The following is a 22164-nucleotide window of genomic DNA, read 5'->3' as shown; positions in this document are numbered from 1 at the left end:
GACTGTCATACCCCATCACGAAAAGCAATGATATGAAGTGGGGCTACTGGGTCTTCTGTCTATATTAATAACTTATCCTCTCCAAAATATATCAAAAATTGATTTGGGGGGCCTGGGGGGCAAGCCTCAAAAAAACAACCACCCAATACAAACTGAAAGAACTAACTAATAAATCACCTACAAATAAAATTTACCTGCACCAGCAAACAGAAAAAATTATAGCTTTTTTATTTAATAAATTATTCGGTACAGAAACAATAATTCACACCGAATACACCACACATTTTTAATATAATTTGATTAAACCTCAAAATATTATAATGAGGTTAGCAATACACTAAAATACTTAAAATTAACAAACTAGACCCTGTACAAAAGTTTCAAATAAAAAAATATTTTTTATGCAGTACAGCGCTTATTACGCTCTTATTTTTGTCCTCGAAATCAGGTAGCTACTCTTTCAAATTCAATTTTTTAAACATTTAAATTAAATCAAGTATTATGGAATTAAGAAACAAATTCGAGAACAGAAAATTCAAATTCAACAACAAAGACTACAACAACAAATCATACGCACAAACGTATTATGACCTTGTTAAAGACGTTTTAGAAGGCACCCACGGGGAATTTAAATCAAGAAGAGATGCAAGTGTTGCATTAGGTAAAACAGTATGTTTGAATTATGAAGACATACCGGAGTCAGCATTAAAATATAATTTATACAAACCGTTACACGACGTATATGTTATAACAAACAAAGATGTTAAAGGCTTCAATAAAGCAATAGAGCGAATTTCAAAGAAATTAGAAGTTGAGGTAGAATTCAACTAATAATTTTCAAAACAAATCAAAATCCCCGCCACTAAATGGATAGGGGATTTTTGTTTTTTATAATAATAAAAAGCTATTTAAAATTTAAAATTCAACATTGACTTAACTAACTTTGTAATCTTATGAAATTAAAAAAACTTTACAATACTCCAACCTTAGAATTCTACACCCCTGATTTCACGGAGATTTTTATCAATTTGAATGTACAGTTAATCAAACAAAAATAAGTTATGGAAAACCTAAAAAAAATAAAGTATACTGAATTAAACTCTAAGCAAAAGGAAAACTATAACTTTCATAAGGTTGCTTCATCACTTGCAGATTACGGGTTCAATTCACTGAGACTAAACGATGATTGGCAGGGCGCAGACTTTATTGCTATTAACGGAGATGACATGATGAAAATTCAACTGAAAGGAAGATTTACGGTTGACAAAAAATACATCAATAAAGAAATCTACATTGCATTTATTGAAAATGATGTGATAAAATTATACCGACACGATGATGCAGTTGCTGAGTTACCGGATAATATAAAAAATTCAAGTTCTTGGTCAGAATTTGGTGGTTACTCTTGGGGGAAAACACCTAAGATTTATAATTCAATTATTAAAGAATTATAAAATAATAAAATCTCTTGATAAAAACCTTGCTCAAATCTTGCTTATAAAAAAAGGTTCCAAGAAATGAATCTTGAAACCCTTGATTTTACTAGTGGTCCCACCTGGGCTCGAACCAGGGACCACCTGATTATGAGTCAGGTGCTCTAACCAGCTGAGCTATAGGACCGGTTTAGAGTTTGCAATATTACTACTATTTTTTGTTCAGACCAAATATTTTAATCGTGGATTTTGAATTTTATCATTAAACAGTAGCCTTCTGAGTGGAATCTACTGAAAATGAAGCTTTATAAAGTATTTAAAAAACTATATAATTTCCTGACACAACTCAATCAAAACCCCATTGGTAGATTTTGGGTGTAAAAAAGCTACTAATTTATTGTCGGCACCTTTCTTTGGCGTTGGATTTAAAACCACAAATCCTTCACCTTCTAGTCTTGCTATCTCAGCTACAATATCGGTCACATCAAATGCAATGTGATGAATGCCTTCTCCTTTTTTTTCAATAAATTTAGCAATGGGACTTTCTGGATTAGTAGCTTCTAATAATTCTATTTTATTGGGACCATTTTGAAAAAAAGAGGTTTTCACTCCTTCAGAAACTACTACTTCTTCTTTATAAGCGGGCGCTCCGAATAATTTTTCAAAAAGCAAATTAGAGGCTTGCAAATCTTTGACCGCTATTCCTATGTGTTCTATTTTATTCATTAATTTAATTTTAAGGTAAAATTAGCAAAACCAACTCCATTAAAACTCCAAAAAAGATTTTAATTACAGTAAATATAATTGTTATTTTGTACTTCCTAATGTTAAACTGATATGTCGCAATCCAACTACCGTTTTCTTTTGTTCCTTTTTCTTTTCGTTTGTATTGGCTGTGCCAAAAAAGGAAGTATCACAGGTGGTTTAAAAGATACCATTGCCCCAACACTTAAGATTAGTTTCCCAGAAAATTTTAGCACCAATTTTAAAGGCAATCAAATCAAACTTACTTTTGATGAATATATCAAACTAAAAGGACTAGAAAAACAACTCATCGTTTCTCCACCAATGAAAAATGAGCCGTTGATTATTCCGTCTACTGTAACGAAATACCTCACTATTCAAATCAAAGACACTTTACAACCCAATACAACCTATAGTTTTAATTTTGGACAAAGTATTACCGACAACAACGAAGGCAATCCTTTGAACCAATTCAAGTATGTTTTCTCTACGGGACCTTATATCGATTCGCTTGCTCTTGGTGGTAGAGTGAAAGACGCTCTTGATAGAGAAGTAGAATCGTTTGTTTCTGTAATGCTGTATGAAGTGAATGAAAAATTCAAAGATTCAGTAGTATACACTAGTGCACCAAGATACATTACCAATACATTGGATAGTTTAAAGACGTTTCGTTTAGAAAATCTAAAGGCAGGAAAATACCTTTTGGTAGCGATGAAAGACCGTAATAACAACAATAAATTCAATCCGAAAACAGAAAAAATTGGGTTTCACAAACAATTCATAACCATCCCAAATGATACTGTTTACGAAATTGAATTATTCAAAGAAGTACTTCCTTTTAAAGCTTTAAAACCTTCTCAAGTTTCAGGGAACAAAATAGCAATTGGGTATGAGGGAAAGCAAGATTTTTCAAAATCTAAACCTAAAATCATCTTAAAAAATAACAATCAAATTCTAGAAAGTATTGTTACGCAGTTTCCAAAAAAAGATTCGCTTCAAGTATGGTACAAACCTATAAAAGCAGACTCTTTGCTATTAAATATCAAGAAAGAAAGCTATGCAAACGATTTTAGTGTGAAAATCAAAAATCAGAAAAAGGATACTTTAAGCATCAGTGCTGTTCAGACCGGGATTTTGAATATGAGAGATGAATTCACTTTAGAATCCTCCACACCATTAGTTAAAATTGATAAGAGCAAAATTTCTATAAAAGACAGCAAAACAAAAAACACCGAGTTCACAACTAATTATGACGATTTTAATCAAAAGTTAGTTTTAAACTTTCCAAAAAACACTTCAGAAAAGTACCAAATTCAGTTATTACCAGGAGCATTGACTGACTTTTTTGAGAAATCAAATGATACCTTGACCTATAAATTAGAAACCCGAAGCGAAAGTGATTATGGAAATTTAATTGTTGATTTGCAAAATGTTAAACGTTTTCCAATAATTATTGAACTAACAAATGAAAAAGGAGAAATACTTGCTCACGATTACTCCGAAAAAAATACAAAAATTGAATTTAATTTCCTTGAACCTAAAGATTACATCCTAAGAGTTATCTATGATGACAACAAAAACAGAAAATGGGATAGTGGAAATTATTTAGAAAAACGTCAAGCAGAAGAAGTAATCTATTATTCGAAAGTTATTAAAGATGTCAGGGCAAATTGGAATGACAACGAAACTTTTGACCTCAGCATCCCTTACACTCCTGAATCTAAAAAGAAAGAGGATAAAGATAAGAAGACGAAAAAATAGAAGCGATGAACAATGATGTAATTGATAGTGATTCTTGGACGAAACGAAATTGGAAATGGCTACTTCCAACTACAATTGCAATCCTATTTTTAACTTTTTATACTATTATTCCAGTTTTAAATAACGAAGCTCCTCAGTTTATTAAAGCCTATTCCGATACTAAAGTTTTTGAAAAAGCGATTGCTATAGCCAATGTGAATTCAAAAAGCAAATCCACTTTTGGAACTATTGAAGCCATCGACAAGTTAACTATTTTGGAGGGCAATATTATTTATTCTAATAACGACACCTCTATTACATCGACTATACGAATCAAAGGAAATCATAACCAAGGAAAAATGGATTTTACAGCCAACAAAAAAGGAAACGAATGGATTTTTCAAAAGATAAGCATACGCTGTAAAAACCCAAAAACGGTAATTAGTGTGATTGAATAAAACGAATTCATAATCAATTTACTTGATTTCAAAATCATCTTTATCATTCAAGAAACCTAGTTTTTGTCTGGTTTCCAATAATGCACTTTTTTCTAAAGCAGCTATAAAAACACCTTCAGATTCTTGTGGTTCTACAATGGCTCGACCCAAATAATCTTGTACTTGTGAATGTCCGTTGTATAAATGGTGATTGGCATCTACTCCTATTCTATTCACTCCAATAGTATAACACATATTTTCAATCGCCCGAGCTTTGAGTAAGGCGTCCCAAGCGTTAATTCGAGTATTGGGCCAGTTCGCTACATAAAGTAACACATCGTACTCTTCACTATTTCGGGCAAAAACAGGAAAACGCAAATCATAACAAATCAGTGGGCAAATTTTCCAACCCAAATAATCTATGATTACTTTTTCTTTGCCTGCTGTATACTTTTTATCCTCTCCTGCCAAAGTAAACAAGTGCCTTTTGTCATAAAACTTAATTTCTCCAGAAGGAAAAACGAACACCAATCGGTTATAGAAATTTCCTTTCTCAGTAATAACCAAACTCCCAGTGATGGCTGCTTTTTTTGCCTTAGCCAACTTTTGCAACCACACCATCGTTTCGCCTAGCATCGGTTCTGCTACCAAATGAGGACGCATAGTAAAACCTGAAGTAAACATTTCAGGCAATACAATTAGGTCAACTGGTTCATCAATCGAATTGATTTTTTCTTCAAAATGAATTCGATTCGCTGCTGGATTTTCCCAGACTAAAGCAGTTTGTAGGATGGCTATTTTCATAATTTAAATTTAGTAAAAATTGATTATAAACACATAAGCAAAACAAAATCCCTCTATTCAAGACATAAAAAAACGCATCCATTCATTTGGATGCGTTTTTTTAATTTCTTCTTTGCCTTAAAGACAATTAGAATTATTTCAAACTTGCTGATAAATACTCTCTGTTCATACGAGCAATATTCTCTAAAGAAATTCCTTTTGGACATTCTATTTCACAAGCTCCAGTGTTAGTACAGTTTCCAAATCCTTCTTCATCCATCTGACGAACCATATTCAATACACGGTTGGTAGCCTCAACTTTTCCTTGTGGTAAAAGTGCGTACTGTGAAACTTTAGCTCCAACGAATAGCATCGCTGAACCATTTTTACAAGTAGCTACACAAGCTCCACAACCAATACAAGCTGCTGCTTCAAAAGCTCTATCTGCATCGTGTTTTGGGATTGGAATAGCATTCGCATCCATTGTTCTACCAGAAGTATTTACAGAAACGAAACCTCCCGCTTGTTGGATTCTATCAAATGAAGAACGATCTACAACTAAATCTTTGATTACTGGAAAAGCAGCACTTCTCCACGGTTCAATGTAAATTGTATCACCATCGTTGAACATTCTCATGTGCAACTGACAAGTTGTAATTCCTGTGTCTGGTCCGTGAGCACGTCCGTTGATGTACAAAGAACACATTCCGCAGATTCCCTCACGACAGTCGTGGTCAAAAGCGATAGGTTCTTTTCTTTCGTTAACTAATTGCTCGTTTAATTGGTCTAACATTTCCAAAAACGAACTGGCAGTAGAAACGTTATCTAATTTATAACTTTCCATGCTTCCTTTTGATTTAGCATTTTTTTGACGCCAAATTTTAAGGTTTATATTGATATTTTTTGCTGCGCTCATGATTTTCTATTTGTAATTTCTAGCTGCTATTTTAATAAACTCGTATTTCAATTCTTCTTTGTGAAGTACCTCTTGATTAATGTCATAGCCCATATATTCCCATGCGCCAACAAACTTAAAGTTTTCATCATCACGAAGAGTTTCACCTTCAGCATCTTGATATTCCTCACGGAAGTGACCACCACAAGATTCTTTTCTTTGTAATGCATCAATTGCCATCAATTGTCCCAATTCAATAAAATCAGCTACACGAAGTGCTTTTTCTAATTCTGGATTCAATTCATCAGCACTTCCTGGTACAAAAACATCTTTGTAGAATTCTTCTTTTAAGGCTGCAATTTCTTGAATAGCATCTTTCAATCCTTTTTCATTACGTCCCATACCCACTTTATTCCACATAATCAAACCTAAGCGTTTGTGGAAATGATCTACAGTTTTGGTCCCGTTATTGTTCAAGAATTTTTCGATACTTGCTTTCACATTGTTTTCAGCTTCAACGAATTCTGGCAAATCAGTAGAAATTTTTCCTGTACGAATATCATCAGCTAAATAATCAGAAACAGTGTAAGGCAATACAAAATAACCATCTGCCAAACCTTGCATCAAAGCAGAAGCTCCTAAACGATTCGCACCGTGATCAGAGAAATTAGCTTCTCCAGCTACGAAACAACCTGGAATTGTAGATTGCAAGTTATAATCAACCCAAACACCACCCATAGTATAGTGAACCGCTGGATAAATCTTCATTGGCGTTTCGTATGGATTTTCGTCAGTGATTTTTTGATACATAGTAAACAAGTTACCATATTTTTCCTCTAACCATTTTTTCCCTAGCGAAGTAATTTCCTCTTGAGATGGATTGTGATTTCCTCTAGCGTAAGCTACCTGTTTTCCTTTAGATTGAATCTCAGAAGAGAAATCCAAATAAACTCCTTCATTAGTATCGTTAGCCTCAATTCCGTGACCAGCATCACAAACTTCTTTCGCTGCTCTAGAAGCAACGTCACGAGGAACTAAGTTACCAAATGCAGGGTATTTTCTTTCTAAGTAGTAATCTCTATCTTCTTCTGCAATTTGTGTTGGTTTTAATTTACCCGCACGAATCGCTTCAGCATCTTCTTTTTTCTTTGGTACCCAAATACGCCCTGAGTTTCTTAATGACTCAGACATCAACGTTAATTTAGATTGATTGGTTCCATGAACTGGAATACAAGTTGGGTGAATTTGAACATAACAAGGGTTAGCAAATAAAGCTCCTTGTTTGTGAATTTTCCAACCTGCAGTCACGTTAGAACCCATAGCATTGGTAGAAAGGAAATACACATTTCCGTATCCTCCAGTTGCTATGATTACTGCGTGAGCTGAGTGACGCTCTAATTCACCAGTTACTAAGTTACGTGCAATGATTCCACGAGCTTTACCATTTACTTTTACTAATTCAAGCATTTCGTGACGGTTGTACATATCTACTTTACCAAGACCAATTTGTCTAGATAAAGCAGAATAGGCTCCTAGCAACAATTGTTGCCCAGTTTGTCCTGCTGCATAAAACGTACGTTGTACTTGAGTTCCTCCAAAAGAACGGTTATCAAGCAATCCTCCATAATCACGTGCAAAAGGAACTCCTTGAGCCACACATTGATCAATAATATTGCTTGACACTTCTGCTAAACGGTGAACGTTAGCTTCACGTGCTCTATAATCTCCTCCTTTGATGGTATCGTAAAACAAACGGAATGTACTATCTCCGTCATTTTGGTAGTTTTTGGCAGCATTAATTCCCCCTTGTGCAGCAATAGAGTGTGCACGACGAGGAGAATCTTGATAACAGAATGCTTTTACATTGTACCCCATTTCTGCAAATGAAGCCGCAGCAGAAGCTCCTGCAAGTCCTGTTCCAACAACAATAATATCAATCTTAGGGCGATTGTTGGGAGCAACTAATTTTAAGTGATCTTTATAATCCGTCCATTTTTGAGAAATGTGACCTTCTGGTATTTTAGAATCTAGTTTCATTATCGATTGATATTAATGATTAAAATGATGAAATAAAGCAATAAAAATGAATCCGAAAGGAACCACAATTGCGAACGCATATCCTAATTTTTGAATAGTAGAAGAAAACTTGTTATTGAATCCTACTGATTGAAAAGAAGAACTGAAACCATGCCATAAGTGTAGTGCCAATAATACAAAAGCGCCAACGTAAATACCTGTACGTACTGGACTCTCGAATTTATGAACCAATTCTTCAAAATAGCGAGTTTCGTTAATTGCACCAACCTCTACATATTTATAGGTAATTTCGTGTACCCAGAAATCATAAAAGTGCAATCCTAAGAAAGCCAAAACCACCAATCCAGAAATAATCATATTTCTAGAAGCCCAAGAAGCATTAGCTGCTCCATCATATTTGGCATAAGCTACAGGTCTTGCTTTTTTGTTTTGCAATTCTAAAACTATCCCCATTACAAAGTGAAAAATTACACCTGCAATCAAAATAGGCTGCATAACAAATTGAATCAATGGATTGTAACCCATAAAGTGAGACATTGCATTAAAAGTATCCGCACTAAAAACCGATATCATATTAATAAAAAAATGCAATGACAAGAAAGTAATTAAGAAAAGCCCCGAAAGTGCCATCGCCACTTTTCTGGCTATGGAAGACTTTAACAATGCAGTTTGTGCCATAATGTTTTTATATAGATTATTAAAAATTTCACACAAAAATAAGCGAATTACTCATGAACCACAACCTTTTTTGCTTTATTTATAATGATTTTAAAGTGTTTAATATCCTACTGTTTTTCAGTTATTTTTAGGCGTTATACTCTAAACAAAACTTAAAAAAAGAAAAAAAATACAATTACCATATCTACAGTATTTTCGACCAAAAAGAAACTAAAATTACAGATTTACTAACAAAGCTTTTTATTTTGCTTTTAATCAAAAAAAATGCAACCCAAAAACACAATAATACCCCAAAAACCTTGTATTTGCCCGTTGTCATTTTACCTTTGCAATAGAAAAATTTATACCATGAAAATCGGAATTGACGCCCTATCCTTTGATGTAGCCAAAATACACTTACCCATACAAACCTTAGCAGAAGCTCGAAATATAGAACCCGCAAAATTGCAAAAAGGACTCGGATTGATCAATATGACTCTCGCCGATACCCATCAAGATACTGTAGTTTTTGGCGCCAATGCCCTAACAAAACTCATCCAAGACCAAAAAATAGCTTTAGAGGACATTGCTAGAATTTACGTTGGAACTGAAAGCGCAATCGACAGTTCAAAACCCATCGCTTCGTTTTTGGTAGCCTTGATGGAACAAAAATTTGGAGAAAACTGTTTAACGCATTGCGATGCCGTTGATTTTACTTTTGCCTGTATTGGAGGTGTGGATGCACTACAAAATTGCTTAGATTTTGTAAAATTAAATCCCACCAAAAAAGCCATTGTTGTCACTACGGATTTTGCCAAATACGACCTCAACTCTACAGGAGAATACACCCAAGGTGCAGGAGCTGTGGCCTTACTCATCTCTGCTAACCCAAGAATTATTGCTTTTGAGAATCATTGGGGCGTAAGCACGAAAGGGGTATTTGACTTTTTTAAACCTTATAGAACTATCTCAAAACAAGAAATCACAGGCAATAACAACAACGAGGCTTGGTTTGATAATTTGGAAGGAGAAATTGAAATTCACAAAGACCAACCGGTCTTTGACGGACAGTATTCGAACCAATGTTATATGGATCGTACCAAAAACGCTTACTTTGCCTTCAAAAAAGAAAAAAATACTTCTGAAACGATTTATGAGAGCTGGAAAAGCATTGTAATGCACTTACCGTATGCCTTTCAAGGACGACGTATGTTGACGGAAATTTATGCATTAGATGCAACCGAAGCAATTATTACCGGAAACGAAACGCCCGAAGAATACCAAAACAAACTCAAAGAAATCAGCAAGACACCAGCTTATCAAGATTTTGTGAGTCAAAAATTGCAACCTGCAGAAATCGCTTCCTCTTTAATTGGAAACTTATATACAGGTTCTATTTTTATGGGATTGCTATCGACTTTAGCGCATTTTTCAAAGACCAACACTGAAATCACCAACGAAAAAATGGGCTTTTTAGCCTATGGAAGTGGCTCTAAATCTAAAGTTTTCGAGGGAACCATTCAATCCGAATGGAAAAAAGCCTTGCAACCCGTGGCACTTTTTGAAACATTAGAAAAAAGTGTCGCCATAGATTTTGAAACTTACGAAAAACTCCACAAAAAGGAACAAAAACAACCCATTCGCACCCCACAAAACGAATGGATTTTGGATCGTATCGAAAACGAAAATCCCAACTTACTAGGCGCTCGTTATTACAAATGGGTGGAGTAGAATGTAAATTGTAAATAAAAACAGATTTCATTGATTTGTTTCGGAACAAAGCAATGAAATCTGTATCAAAAAACACTACACAACTTCTAACACGAGACGAAAGTACATTTTAACTAAACTTCGCCATATATTTCTGAACGATGGCTTCAGTGTTTTCGTTGCGTATTTTTTGATTGAGATGAATGGGCTCGGAGGCGCGCTCTTGGCAATCTTTCACCGCACAAGTTTCACAGGTAACACCTACCAATTGCCTAGGCACCACATCGCCTTCTAAAAATTTGAACTTTTTCTTTACCGATGGCGTGATTAAAATCCCCACCGAAATACTTCTCAAACAATCTTTCTTAAACGGATCAGGAGTAGCCGAAGAAAACACTAAATATTCATTGCTGCTGTTTTCGTAACGCGACACTTGCGCATCAAAAAAATGCGTCTTGCCTTGTTGTAACAATTGCTCAATAGTTTTAATCGACACCCATCTGCGACAGTAATGCTCGTTCATTTCGTTGGCGTGCGGCTCTTGCTGATTCGTAATATGTAGCTCCTTTTTGATTTGATAGGTATCCGCGCCTATTTTGTGTGACAAACGCAAGAAAAATAAGTTTTTCAAATTAAAATCCTTGGGCAAAATATTCGTCAATCGCTGATAGAAGGATTCTGGCGAGACGTTGAATTGCGTCATCAATTGGACCATTTCTTGTGGTTTTGGATTTTCTTTAGCCAAAAACAAATTCAATTCATCAATCAGATTTTGTCTCGGCAACAGCAAAGCTCCTGCAAAATAAGACGCATAAAAATTATTCAAGACTTGGTCAAAATTGTCGAATTTAATCCAACTGAACGTATACAAACGCTCTTTGATTTCCATAAAATTATAAGCGATTTCTTTGGCCAAAACAAAAGCCTTTTGCCCTTCATCAATTTCGTCAGAAAGCAATAAGGTTTTGCTCGTAGGCACATAAATAGAGCGTAAATCACCCATTTCTTCTTGCTCAGAAAACACCAATTCTTTGATGGTATAGCCGTATTCCTCTTTTAGAATCGCCTTTAACTCCTCGATAGAAATATTTGTAGTTACGTCTACGTGAAAGGCTTTGCAGAATAACAATACCTTTTCTTCTAAATCTTCAAAATAGTTGTTGTGTGCTTCTTGATAGGAACGCAGAGACGCCAAAAAGAAACTTTCACGTGTAAGATTATAATGTTGAGCAATTTCGATAATCGTGCTGATAAAAGCCGTCACTTTTGCGGGCGCATTGGCAATAATGTCAATTAAATCGGCTTCTTGGATGCCAAACAATTCCAATGGAATTTCTTTCAACACACCCGATTTCAATATTTCCCCAATAGGAGCCAGATTATTATCAAGTTTCAAAGACACCATTTGGTCATAAGAAACCTCTAGTTTTTCGGCCAACAGAATAATTTTATCCGTTTTGGGATATTTTTTTCCTTTTTCGATTTCGTTCAAATACGATTTGGACAACTCCGTAATCTTCGCCAAACCGAATAAAGACAAATCCTTATTCATTCGAGCCTGCTTGAGTTTAAGCCCAAAAATCAACTTAATATAATCTTTCTCTATGTTCATAAAATCAAAGATAAATTAAAAAACCAAAATACGCAAAAAATATTTTTTTCATTTTTTGCGAACGTTCGCTTGTTTTGTAAAAAACTTTTTGTAGTATTGCAATATCAAAATGAACTAGTTATGAAAACACTAACCGAAACCACCGAAAAAAAATGGCAATTTTTGAATGAAGAAATTGCACAACACGAGAACATTTTAACTGAGGAAGCCATCGATTTTTTGACAGCTTTGCACGAAAATTTCAATGCTAAACGATTGGAACTTTTAGATGCACGTAAAGCACAACAAGTCCAATTTGATAATGGTGTGTTACCCACCTTTCCTTTGGAGACCAAAAGCATTAGAGAAAGCAACTGGCAAGCGGCTCCTATCCCAAAAGATTTAATCGACAGACGAGTGGAAATCACTGGACCAGTAGATAGAAAAATGGTGATTAACGCGTTGAACTCAGGTGCGAAAACTTTTATGGCCGATTTTGAAGACAGTACTTCGCCTACTTGGAACAACATAATGGAAGGGCAACAAAACCTAAAAGATGCCGTAAACAAAACCATAACACTTGACGACCCTTTACGCAATAAAAAATATGCACTAAAAGAAAAAACAGCCGTTTTGATTGTGCGTCCAAGAGGATTGCATTTGAATGAAAAGCACATCTTGATAGAAGACGAAGAAGCTTCTGGCTCTTTGATTGACTTTGGCTTGTATGCTTTTCACAATCACGACCAATTGGCCAGAAACGGTTCGGCTCCTTATTTTTACTTACCCAAACTAGAACATTATTTGGAAGCCAGATGGTGGAACGAAGTGTTTGAATTTGCACAAGAATACCTTGGCGAGCAACACGGTACGTTTAAAGCAACGGTTTTGATTGAAACGATAACCGCCAGTTTTCAGTTGGACGAAATCATCTACGAATTAAGAGACCATATCGTAGGCTTGAACTGCGGGCGTTGGGATTACATTTTTTCATACATCAAAAAATTCAGAAATAATCCTGCTTTTATCGTTCCGAACCGCGACCAAGTTACTATGACTTCGCCTTTTATGAACGCTTATTCTAAATTGGTGATTCAGCGTTGTCACAAACGCAACATTCACGCAATGGGCGGAATGGCAGCACAAATTCCGATTAAGAATGACCCTGAAGCTAACGAAATCGCCTTCAAAAAAGTAATTGCAGACAAGGAAAGAGAAGCGAGAAACGGACACGACGGGACTTGGGTAGCGCATCCTGATTTGGTTCCGATAGCGATGAAAGTGTTTAATGAAAATATGATGACCAAAAATCATATTCACATCAAAAGAGCGGATTTGCACATTACTGAGGCTGATTTGTTGCAAATTCCAGTGGGCACCATTACCGAAGAAGGGATTCGCAAAAACGTAAATGTAGCCGTGCTGTACATCACTTCTTGGTTAAACGGTCAAGGCGCTGCAGCGATTCACCACTTGATGGAAGATGCCGCCACAGCCGAAATCTCAAGGTCTCAATTGTGGCAATGGCTTCAAAATGAAGTGACGTTGGATTCGGGTGAAAAATTAACGACCAAATTGTACCACCGCATTGCTTTGGAGGAATATGAAAAAATCAGAAAGCAAGTGGGCGACCAAGCACACGAGGAGGAAAACTACATCTTGGCAGAAAAATTACTAGACCAACTGGTAGTGAACAAAAAATTTGTAGAGTTCTTGACGATACCGGGATATAAGTATTTGTAGTGAGTAGTACTTAGTGATTAGTCCTTAGTAATTAGTGGATAGCTCTTAGTCGTTAGCTTTTTGTTTCTAGTGATTAGTCAATAGTCCTTAGAACTTAGTGCTAGTTCTTAGCCGTTGGGTGTACGTTTCTAGTACTTCGTGATTGGCTATTACTAACAAGAATTCACTGTGCTGGCTTTTAGCCCCGATAGCAGTGGCATCCTCTGGACTCGCGAACGAGCGAGGACAGAGATATAACGGAGAGCGGGAACCATACTTCCTGAAAAAGCCCTTTGATTGCCGCTCCTGAAAATACCTTTTTCAATTATTGAAATCAAAACAAACCAAAATAAAAAACCAAAAAACTTAAATCAAAAATTATGAAAACCACCGAGACACGCATTCAAGAATTAGTAACCGATTGGTTAACGAACCCAAGATGGGAAGGCATCGAACGTCCTTACACCGCTGAAGAAGTGGTACAATTGCAAGGTTCGTATCAAATTGAACACAGTATCGCTAGAATGGGCGCTACGAAACTTTGGAACAGATTGAAATCACAGGATTTTGTTGCCGGATTAGGCGCATTGACTGGTAATCAAGCCATTCAAGAAGTGGAAGCTGGACTAGAAGCGATTTACTTGAGCGGCTGGCAAGTGGCGGCTGATGCGAATGTGGCAGGCGAAATGTATCCTGACCAATCGTTGTATCCTGCCAACAGTGTTCCGTTGGTTGTAAAAAGAATCAACAACGCTTTGTTGCGTGCTGACCAAATTCAAGTGGTGAACAAAACCGCAGATAAAAAAGACTATTTAGTTCCGATTGTAGCCGATGCTGAAGCAGGTTTTGGAGGAAACTTGAACGCTTTTGAATTGATGAAATCGATGATTGAATCAGGTGCAGCGGGTGTACACTTTGAAGACCAATTGAGTTCTGCTAAAAAATGTGGCCACTTGGGTGGAAAAGTTTTGGTTCCTACGCAAGAAGCCATCAATAAATTAATCGCTGCGCGTTTGGCTGCCGACGTAATGGGAACACCAACCCTGATTGTAGCAAGAACCGATGCAGATGCTGCGAACTTATTGACGAGCGATATCGACCCAAGGGATGCCAAATTCATCACGGGAGAAAAAACAGACGAAGGTTTCTTTTACGTAAACTGTGGCGTGGAGCAAGGTATTGACCGTGGGTTGAGTTATGCACCTTATGCGGACTTGATTTGGATGGAAACGAGTAATCCTGATTTGGCTTACGCTAAACAATTTGCCGATGCGATTCACGCGAAATATCCAGGAAAAATGTTGGCTTACAACTGTTCGCCTTCGTTCAACTGGGCGGCGAAACTATCAGTTGCTGAAATGGAAACCTTTAGAGAAGACTTGGCGGCTATGGGGTATAAATTCCAATTCATTACTTTGGCTGGATTCCACGCTTTGAACACGAGTATGTTTGAATTGTCTAAAGCTTACAAAGAAAGAGGTATGGCGGGCTACTCTGAATTACAAGAAAGAGAATTTGCTTTGCAACAACACGGTTTTAGAGCCGTAAAACACCAAGGTTTTGTGGGAACGAGCTATTTTGACGCCGTTCAAAATACGGTTACTACCGGAAAAGCTTCTACAACCGCAATGAAAGATTCGACAGAAGTGGCACAATTTTAAAAATATTTTAGAAGATTAATTGCTAAAGATGTTTGCCAAAAAAAGGCACGAAACCAACTTGGAATCGTGCCTTTTGTTTTTTTTGACTTCCGCTATGTGTACCAAGAATGGAACACGGATGACACGGATAGTACGTATTTTCGCTGATTTGTATATAAAAATCCGTTTAAATCTACGTCATCTGCGTGCCATTTTTATTATTGGTTCAAGTAACGGATTGTCAAATTTGTTTTTATTATAAACCGCGTTTTATTTAGGCGCAACTATTTCGAAAGGTGTTGTTGCTTTCTCTTTGTCTTTTGCAAGGCTCCAAATATATTTAGCTACTGGCAAATAATACTTGCCGTTTTTAGCAGGCGTTATTTTTAGCTTTTTATCTTTTGCCATCCATTTGTCGGCCGCAGCTTTGTCGATTGCTAAATCATACACCACTTTGTTCAATCCTTTTTGGGCAGCAACAGTGGTTGAATACACGATTTCTTTAGAAGAGTTTTCTAATTGAACGCTTACATTTCCAGTGGAATTGGTATAAAACCAAAGCTCATTTTTTGGAATAAACTCGTCACCCCAAGCGCCACGTTTCGAACCCCATCTTTCGGATTTGGTTGTGCTTTTGACTTCATACACATAAAGAGTTTTGTCTAAAACCTCCTTTTTCAATTCTTGTACTTGTTTCAAACTCACTTTATATACAGAACGACCGTGTGTCCCCACAATTAAATCTTTGGCTTTCTTTTGAATCACCAAATCGTGCACTGCTACAGGAGGCATTCCGTTTGAAAAATCTTGCCAAGAAGCTCCGCCATCTACAGAAATGTACAAACCATTATCAGTTCCTACATACAACACACTATCCAAAATACTGTCTTCTAAAATCACATTGACTGGACTTGCAGGAAGATTGTTTGCAATACTTTTCCAAGTTTGTCCTGCATCTTCTGAAACATATACATAACTGGTAAAATCGTCATTTCGGTACCCATTGAGCGTTACATAAACGCGTTCTTTTTTGTGGGCAGAAGCCACTACTCTACTTACCCAAAGGTTTTGTGGCAAAGTAGTAGAAATCACTTTCCAACTCGCTCCACCGTTATTACTGAATTGCACTAAACCATCATCGCTACCGGTATACAACACTCCAAACTCGAAAGGACTTTCGCTGATAGTGGTCAACGTTCCAAAAGCCACATTTCCTTGTTTACCTCCCTGAGTTAAATCCGGCGAAATGGCCGTCCAAGTATCCCCTTGATTCATAGAACGGTGTAAAAAATTAGACCCTAAATACAAAATGTCTTGATTGTGAGATGACAATAAAATAGGCGATTGCCAATTGTATCGATAAGGTTTATCTCCTTTTTTGGCTTTCGGTGCAATGAATTTACTTTTAGATTCATCCGCACGATTGATGCGGTAGTAACTTCCGTATTGGTAGCCTGTAAAAACAATATTTGGATTGCGCTTATCAATTTGGATTTGCATCCCATCGCCTCCCATTAATCTGGAATACGGATATTTCCCTTCTTGTTGCCAACCAATAGAAGCATTGTAATTACTCGCTCCAACCCAAACGCCATTATCCTGCAAACCTCCATAAATATTATACGGTTCTTGTTCGTCGACATTCACGGCATAAAACTGTCCCACTGGTATACTGTTGCATAACTGCCACGATTTTCCGTTGTCATAGGTAATATTCAAACCACCGTCATTTCCGTTAACCAAATGATTCGGATTATTAGGATTGATCCAAACCACGTGATGATCGGAGTGTACATTGTCACCATCAATAGCTTGAAATGTTTTGCCTCCATTATCTGAAAACAACAACGGAACACCCGTTATATAAATGCGTTCTTGGTTTTTTGGATCTACCGTGATGTCACCAAAATAATAGCCATAACTAGAGTAAAAATCATCAATAAAGCTCGTATTGGTTTTTACCCAAGTTTTCCCTCCATTAATGGACTTAAAAACTTCAGCTCCAATTACCTCGGGATCTTCATCGTTGGGATCTTTTTCTTTTTTAGCCGAAGGACGCATTTTTTGATTGTCCATCACCGCATATATAATGTCTGAAGTAAAAGCTGATAATCCAATACGTCCGACGAATTCATCCGAAGGAAAGCCGCTTTCTGGGGTAGAAACCAACTGCCAAGTCGATCCTGCATCGGTACTTTTATAAATACCAGAAGCTTTTCCGTTTCCATTGAAATTATGCGCTTTTCTGTCTTTCTGCCAGGCACTGGCGTACATAATGTCAAAATTATTTTCGGTCACAGCCATATCAATCACTCCGGTTTCGTCATTTACAAACAACACTTGTTGCCACGAATTTCCACCATCGGTTGTTTTAAAAATACCTCTTTCCTTGTTTTTGGTATACAAATGTCCCGCTACTCCAACAACAATTTCTTGGCTGTTTTTTGGGTTAACCAAAATTTTACTGATATGATGACTGTCGGTCAATCCTATATTTTTCCAGGTCTTCCCTTTGTCAAATGATTGCAACAAACCTATCCCTGCATAAGAAGATCTCGAAGAATTGATTTCTCCTGTACCTACCAGAATCATTCCTGATTTCCAATCCACAAAGACAGAACCACAATTTAGTGTAGGCGAGGTATCCATCACTGGTTCCATTCGCAAACCATTCGTATTCGAATACCACAACCCACCTGAAGCATAAGCTACATAAAATTCAATTGGATTCTCAGGATTTACCGCCACGTCAACTACGCGTCCACTCATTACTGTGGGTCCAACATTTTGCAAAGTCAACTCCTGAAACAAAGAAGGCGTTGTGGTAGTAGTACCGTTTTGTCCCCAGGAAACACTAAAGGTCAAAGCAGAAATTAGGAAGGCTATTTTTTTCATTTGCGTAAATTTTGAACGAAAATTAAGCATTAAAATAGAGACACAAAAATTTTATACCCAAATTAACACCCGTTTCTACTAAAGTTACTATTTTTGAGTATTACTAATAAATAATTGGTTGTTATGAAATATCATCAAATAAACAGTGGCCTTTTTGTAAAAAATAGAGAAAAATTCACTGCTCAAATGAAACCGAAAAGCGTTGCAGTTTTTAATTCAAACGACATATATCCTGTTTCTGCCGATAGCACTTTACCATTTGCGCAACATAGAGATATTTTCTATTTATCCGGTGTAGATCAAGAAGAAAGCATTTTGTTATTGTTCCCAGATGCGCCTTACGAACACTTGAAAGAAATCCTTTTCTTGAGAGAAACCAATGAGCACATTGCGATTTGGGAAGGAGAAAAACTAACCAAAGAACGTGCGTTTCAGGTATCAGGAATCAAAACAGTTTTCTGGCTACAAGATTTTGACAAAACCTTGAAAGAAATTATGATGTATGCCGAAGTGATGTACATCAACACCAACGAACACTATCGTTCAGCCGTAGAAACAGAAACTCGCGAAGACCGTTTTATCAAAAAATGGAAAGCACAATATCCTGCACATACGGTAGCCAAAAGCAACCCAATTTTGCAACGCATTCGCTCCATAAAAGAAACCGAAGAAATCGATTTAATCCAACAAGCGTGCAACATTACCGAGAAAGGGTTCCGTCGTTTGCTTTCTTTTGTGAAACCCAACGTGATGGAATATGAGGTAGAAGCCGAATTGATTCACGAGTTCATTCGCAACCGTTCTAAAGGTTTTGCCTACACACCCATTATCGCTTCAGGAAATAATGCCAATGTATTGCATTACATCGAAAACAACCAACAATGCAAAGCGGGCGATTTATTGTTGCTAGATGTAGCGGCGGAATACGCCAATTATTCAAGCGACTTAACCCGTACCATACCAGTTTCTGGTCGCTATTCAGAAAGACAAAAAGCGGTGTACAACGCAGTACTTCGAGTAAAAAACGAAGCAACAAAAATGCTTACGCCAGGTACACTTTGGAAACAATATCACGTAGAAGTGGGCAAAATTATGACTTCCGAATTATTAGGTTTAGGTCTGATTGACAAAGCCGACGTTCAAAACGAAAATCCTGATTGGCCAGCTTACAAAAAATATTTTATGCACGGAACTTCTCACCATATGGGACTCGACACACACGATTATGGATTGCTCCACGAACCGATGGAAGCCAATATGGTGTTCACCGTAGAACCTGGAATTTATATTCCTGCCGAAGGTTTCGGTATCCGAATTGAAGACGACGTGGTGATTCAAAAATCAGGTGAACCATTCAATTTGATGCGCAACATACCGATAGAAGTAGACGAAATCGAAAGTTTAATGAACGCTTAAAGTTCAACCGCAAATTCGCAAATTGAAGCGAAATTGTACATCAAAAACCCTAAACAACAAACGGCATCTATTTTGGATGCCGTTTTTTTTACGTCAAAAAATGTAACATTTCAATTTAACCACTTACTAATTCCCTAAACGGTAAAACACAAAATCATGATAGCACACGAAATAGACTACCATATTTATGGTGAAGAAATGCAATATGTAGAAATAGAACTCGACCCACAAGAAATTGTCATTGCCGAGGCGGGAAGTTTTATGATGATGGACAATGGCATCCAAATGGAAACCATTTTCGGAGACGGTTCACAGGAACAAACGGGTTTGTTTGGCAAACTACTAAGCGCAGGAAAAAGAGTTTTAACAGGAGAAAGCCTGTTCATGACGGCATTTATCAATCAAAATTACAACAAAAGCAAAGTCTCCTTTGCCTCGCCCTATCCCGGAAAAATCATTCCCATTGATTTGAAACAATTTCGCGGAAAATTCATTTGCCAAAAGAATGCTTTCCTTTGTGCTGCCAAAGGCGTAGCCGTGGGTATTGAATTCTCCAAAAAATTAGGCACAGGACTTTTTGGCGGCGAGGGTTTCATCATGCAAAAACTAGAAGGCGACGGAATGGCTTTTGTACATTCAGGCGGAACTTTAGCCAAAAAAGAATTACAACCTGGCGAAATCCTAAAAGTTGACACCGGCTGTATCGTTGGTTTCACTCAAGATGTCGATTATGATATCGAGTTCATTGGCGGCATCAAAAACTCTCTTTTCGGTGGAGAAGGCTTGTTTTACGCGACTTTACGTGGTCCTGGAACAGTGTACATTCAGTCGCTTCCGTTCTCCAGATTGGCCGATCGCATCATTGCTTCAGCCCCAAGAGCTGGCGGAAGTAGCCGTGAAGAAGGTAGCCTTTTGGGCGGACTCGGCAATCTTTTAGACGGCGATAACCGCTTTTAATAACAGCATTTTTTCAAAACACCATACCCCAAAACAACAAATTTTGGGGTATTTTTTTTAGGAGCAGTAAGCATAGGGATTTTTTGGAAACGCCGTCCCGCTATCCGCTACAATCTCTAGTACCGAACCCCGGCACTAGAGGATTTTCGCTACTATCGGGGCTAAAAACCAACATTTAGCTTTATTAGGTTACATTTTGAACTCAAAAATTCTAGAAAAATATTTTTGAAAGTAACAAGATATGAGCTGTTTACCCAAAAGTAATTTTATAAACTCTAAGTTCTTTTTCAAGTTCTTTAGAAATATTTTCATTTGTCAGCGAACTAAAATATAGCCTACCTGTTTTATTCATTTCAAGAATAATATCCTTGTCTATTATATTGAATAAATTCCTTAGTTTACTTTCTTTATCTTGTTCACTATAACAAAAAACACAAATCTTTGACCATTTTTGCTTATCAAGTTTCAAATACTCAAATAAATCAAATATATATTCCTTATCCGATTCATCTAAAGAATGCCCCATAATGTAGAAGACTGTTTGACTCAAATTGCTTTTAGCAACTTTTGATAAATCAATAAATTTTAGATTAGAGTTTTTCTTTACTTTTTGATAGTATTTAGTAAAGTCAAAAATTCTACTGTTTTTTATTTGTTCAGGCAGTTCACTTACTCCGAGAACTAAATTTTGGGTAGTATCTTCTCCTAATTTGCCATGTAGATAAGTAATTTTTAAGGTTGCAATATTGTATAATCTCTCTAAAGTGGGAGTATAATTAAATGTATAGATATGATCTAACAAATGAAAAGGAAGATTTACTTTACTTTTTGTAGCGTCATAAAAATTTCCAACAACATCTTTAAGGTAACGGTTAAAAATTAAAATAAATTCTTCAAAAGATGAAATCAAATCTGCAAGTATCCCTTTTACATCAATAGAACCTTTTCTATTATTAATATACTTTTCATTTATAGTGAAACAGCTACTTGCCTGATGTTTAATTAAATCAAATAAATCAAAATCTGTTTCTTTCATCAGAGGGTCTCTGAATCTATTGCTTCTTATTATACTTTTATCATCATACTTATTAAAAATAGATAATTGATTTAAAACGACCTCAATTTCAATTTCAAAATCAATCCAAGTGTCAACTTCTAAAACATTTTTAAAATACTTATACCAAGGATTAACATTCAATAAATTGCTTAATTCATTAACTTTATTAAAATCAAATATAATTTCATCAGTATTATAATTTTCAACAATTAAATTAAAATCATTTGGAAAATCAACTTTAAAGGATTTTCCAAATATATCTTCAAAGAGCAACATCCTATCATAATTTTGGTTTTCAATAGTTTTCATTATTGAAATAAAATGATGGTATTTTGTAGGTAAATGATGAAACAAATCAAATCCATTTCCTGTAATTAAAATTTTACTCATATAAAAAATGCGTTTCTCAAATATAGGGTTTTTGATTTTTAAACTTTAATTTTGACCTTC

The 22164-nt window shown here is 36.3% G+C and carries 17 protein-coding genes and 1 tRNA gene; 9 read left to right on the top strand and 9 right to left on the bottom strand.

Features of this window, described 5'->3' with window-relative positions:
- The first annotated feature begins 501 nt into the window (after window positions 1-501).
- The gene (locus tag FLAVO9AF_RS13245) at window positions 502-831 is read left to right on the top strand and encodes a hypothetical protein (RefSeq protein WP_159689725.1); all 330 of its coding nucleotides are present in this window, start codon (window positions 502-504) and stop codon (window positions 829-831) included.
- Window positions 832-1061: 230 nt separating this feature from the next.
- Window positions 1062-1454, top strand: a complete 393-nt coding sequence (locus tag FLAVO9AF_RS13240) for a hypothetical protein (protein ID WP_159689720.1) — start codon at window positions 1062-1064, stop codon at window positions 1452-1454.
- Between the two features lie 92 nt (window positions 1455-1546).
- Here the strand turns inward: FLAVO9AF_RS13240 and FLAVO9AF_RS13235 are convergent.
- Both FLAVO9AF_RS13235 and mce read right to left on the bottom strand, forming a co-directional pair.
- Window positions 1547-1620, bottom strand: a tRNA-Ile gene (locus FLAVO9AF_RS13235).
- Between the two features lie 137 nt (window positions 1621-1757).
- Window positions 1758-2159 carry a methylmalonyl-CoA epimerase gene (gene mce, locus FLAVO9AF_RS13230; RefSeq protein ID WP_159689717.1) on the bottom strand — a complete coding sequence of 134 codons (402 nt, stop codon included), beginning with the start codon at window positions 2157-2159 and terminating at the stop codon, window positions 1758-1760.
- A gap of 111 nt (window positions 2160-2270) precedes the next feature.
- Here mce and FLAVO9AF_RS13225 point away from each other — a divergent pair, with 111 nt between their 5' ends.
- Complete coding sequence (locus FLAVO9AF_RS13225) at window positions 2271-3938, top strand: Ig-like domain-containing protein (RefSeq protein ID WP_159689714.1); 1668 nt, start codon at window positions 2271-2273, stop codon at window positions 3936-3938.
- 5 nt (window positions 3939-3943) lie between these two features.
- Window positions 3944-4375 carry a cytochrome c oxidase assembly factor Coa1 family protein gene (locus tag FLAVO9AF_RS13220; protein WP_159689711.1) on the top strand — a complete coding sequence of 144 codons (432 nt, stop codon included), beginning with the start codon at window positions 3944-3946 and terminating at the stop codon, window positions 4373-4375.
- An 18-nt stretch (window positions 4376-4393) separates the two neighbouring features.
- Here the strand turns inward: FLAVO9AF_RS13220 and FLAVO9AF_RS13215 are convergent, their stop codons facing one another.
- From FLAVO9AF_RS13215 to FLAVO9AF_RS13200, 4 genes are all read right to left on the bottom strand, one after another.
- Window positions 4394-5158: an amidohydrolase gene (locus FLAVO9AF_RS13215; RefSeq protein WP_159689708.1), complete on the bottom strand. Its 765-nt coding sequence runs from the start codon at window positions 5156-5158 to the stop codon at window positions 4394-4396.
- Between the two features lie 133 nt (window positions 5159-5291).
- Window positions 5292-6053 (bottom strand): succinate dehydrogenase/fumarate reductase iron-sulfur subunit, encoded by a 762-nt coding sequence (locus tag FLAVO9AF_RS13210; RefSeq protein WP_159689705.1) that lies wholly within the window; start codon window positions 6051-6053, stop codon window positions 5292-5294.
- Window positions 6054-6059: 6 nt separating this feature from the next.
- Entirely contained in the window at window positions 6060-8069 is a 2010-nt protein-coding gene (locus FLAVO9AF_RS13205; RefSeq protein WP_159689702.1) for a fumarate reductase/succinate dehydrogenase flavoprotein subunit, read from the bottom strand.
- Window positions 8070-8081: 12 nt separating this feature from the next.
- The gene (locus FLAVO9AF_RS13200) at window positions 8082-8747 is read right to left on the bottom strand and encodes a succinate dehydrogenase cytochrome b subunit (RefSeq protein ID WP_159689699.1); all 666 of its coding nucleotides are present in this window, start codon (window positions 8745-8747) and stop codon (window positions 8082-8084) included.
- A gap of 348 nt (window positions 8748-9095) precedes the next feature.
- Here FLAVO9AF_RS13200 and FLAVO9AF_RS13195 point away from each other — a divergent pair, with 348 nt between their 5' ends.
- Window positions 9096-10457 (top strand): hydroxymethylglutaryl-CoA synthase family protein, encoded by a 1362-nt coding sequence (locus tag FLAVO9AF_RS13195; RefSeq protein ID WP_159689696.1) that lies wholly within the window; start codon window positions 9096-9098, stop codon window positions 10455-10457.
- A 109-nt stretch (window positions 10458-10566) separates the two neighbouring features.
- Here FLAVO9AF_RS13195 and FLAVO9AF_RS13190 read toward each other — a convergent pair whose 3' ends face one another.
- On the bottom strand, window positions 10567-12048 hold the full coding sequence (locus tag FLAVO9AF_RS13190) for an ImmA/IrrE family metallo-endopeptidase (RefSeq protein ID WP_159689693.1): 1482 nt from the start codon (window positions 12046-12048) through the stop codon (window positions 10567-10569).
- Between the two features lie 120 nt (window positions 12049-12168).
- Here FLAVO9AF_RS13190 and aceB point away from each other — a divergent pair, with 120 nt between their 5' ends.
- Both aceB and aceA read left to right on the top strand, forming a co-directional pair.
- Window positions 12169-13770 carry a malate synthase A gene (gene aceB / locus FLAVO9AF_RS13185; RefSeq protein WP_159689690.1) on the top strand — a complete coding sequence of 534 codons (1602 nt, stop codon included), beginning with the start codon at window positions 12169-12171 and terminating at the stop codon, window positions 13768-13770.
- A gap of 359 nt (window positions 13771-14129) precedes the next feature.
- Entirely contained in the window at window positions 14130-15410 is a 1281-nt protein-coding gene (gene aceA, locus FLAVO9AF_RS13180) for an isocitrate lyase (protein ID WP_159689685.1), read from the top strand.
- Between the two features lie 249 nt (window positions 15411-15659).
- Here aceA and FLAVO9AF_RS13175 read toward each other — a convergent pair whose 3' ends face one another.
- The gene (locus FLAVO9AF_RS13175) at window positions 15660-18284 is read right to left on the bottom strand and encodes a glycosyl hydrolase (RefSeq protein ID WP_159689682.1); all 2625 of its coding nucleotides are present in this window, start codon (window positions 18282-18284) and stop codon (window positions 15660-15662) included.
- Window positions 18285-18407: 123 nt separating this feature from the next.
- Here FLAVO9AF_RS13175 and FLAVO9AF_RS13170 point away from each other — a divergent pair, with 123 nt between their 5' ends.
- Window positions 18408-19700: an aminopeptidase P family protein gene (locus tag FLAVO9AF_RS13170; protein WP_159689677.1), complete on the top strand. Its 1293-nt coding sequence runs from the start codon at window positions 18408-18410 to the stop codon at window positions 19698-19700.
- A gap of 156 nt (window positions 19701-19856) precedes the next feature.
- Window positions 19857-20657 (top strand): TIGR00266 family protein, encoded by an 801-nt coding sequence (locus tag FLAVO9AF_RS13165; protein WP_159689674.1) that lies wholly within the window; start codon window positions 19857-19859, stop codon window positions 20655-20657.
- A gap of 250 nt (window positions 20658-20907) precedes the next feature.
- Here the strand turns inward: FLAVO9AF_RS13165 and FLAVO9AF_RS13160 are convergent, their stop codons facing one another.
- A complete protein-coding gene (locus FLAVO9AF_RS13160) occupies window positions 20908-22104 on the bottom strand; it encodes an AbiH family protein (RefSeq protein ID WP_159689670.1) in 1197 nt (398 codons plus the stop codon).
- Window positions 22105-22164 lie beyond the last annotated feature (60 nt).

This window comes from Flavobacterium sp. 9R (assembly GCF_902506345.1).
In the GTDB taxonomy this organism is placed as follows: domain Bacteria; phylum Bacteroidota; class Bacteroidia; order Flavobacteriales; family Flavobacteriaceae; genus Flavobacterium.
Note: the sequence above shows the minus strand (reverse complement) of the source record. Positions and strands in the feature narration are given on the sequence as shown.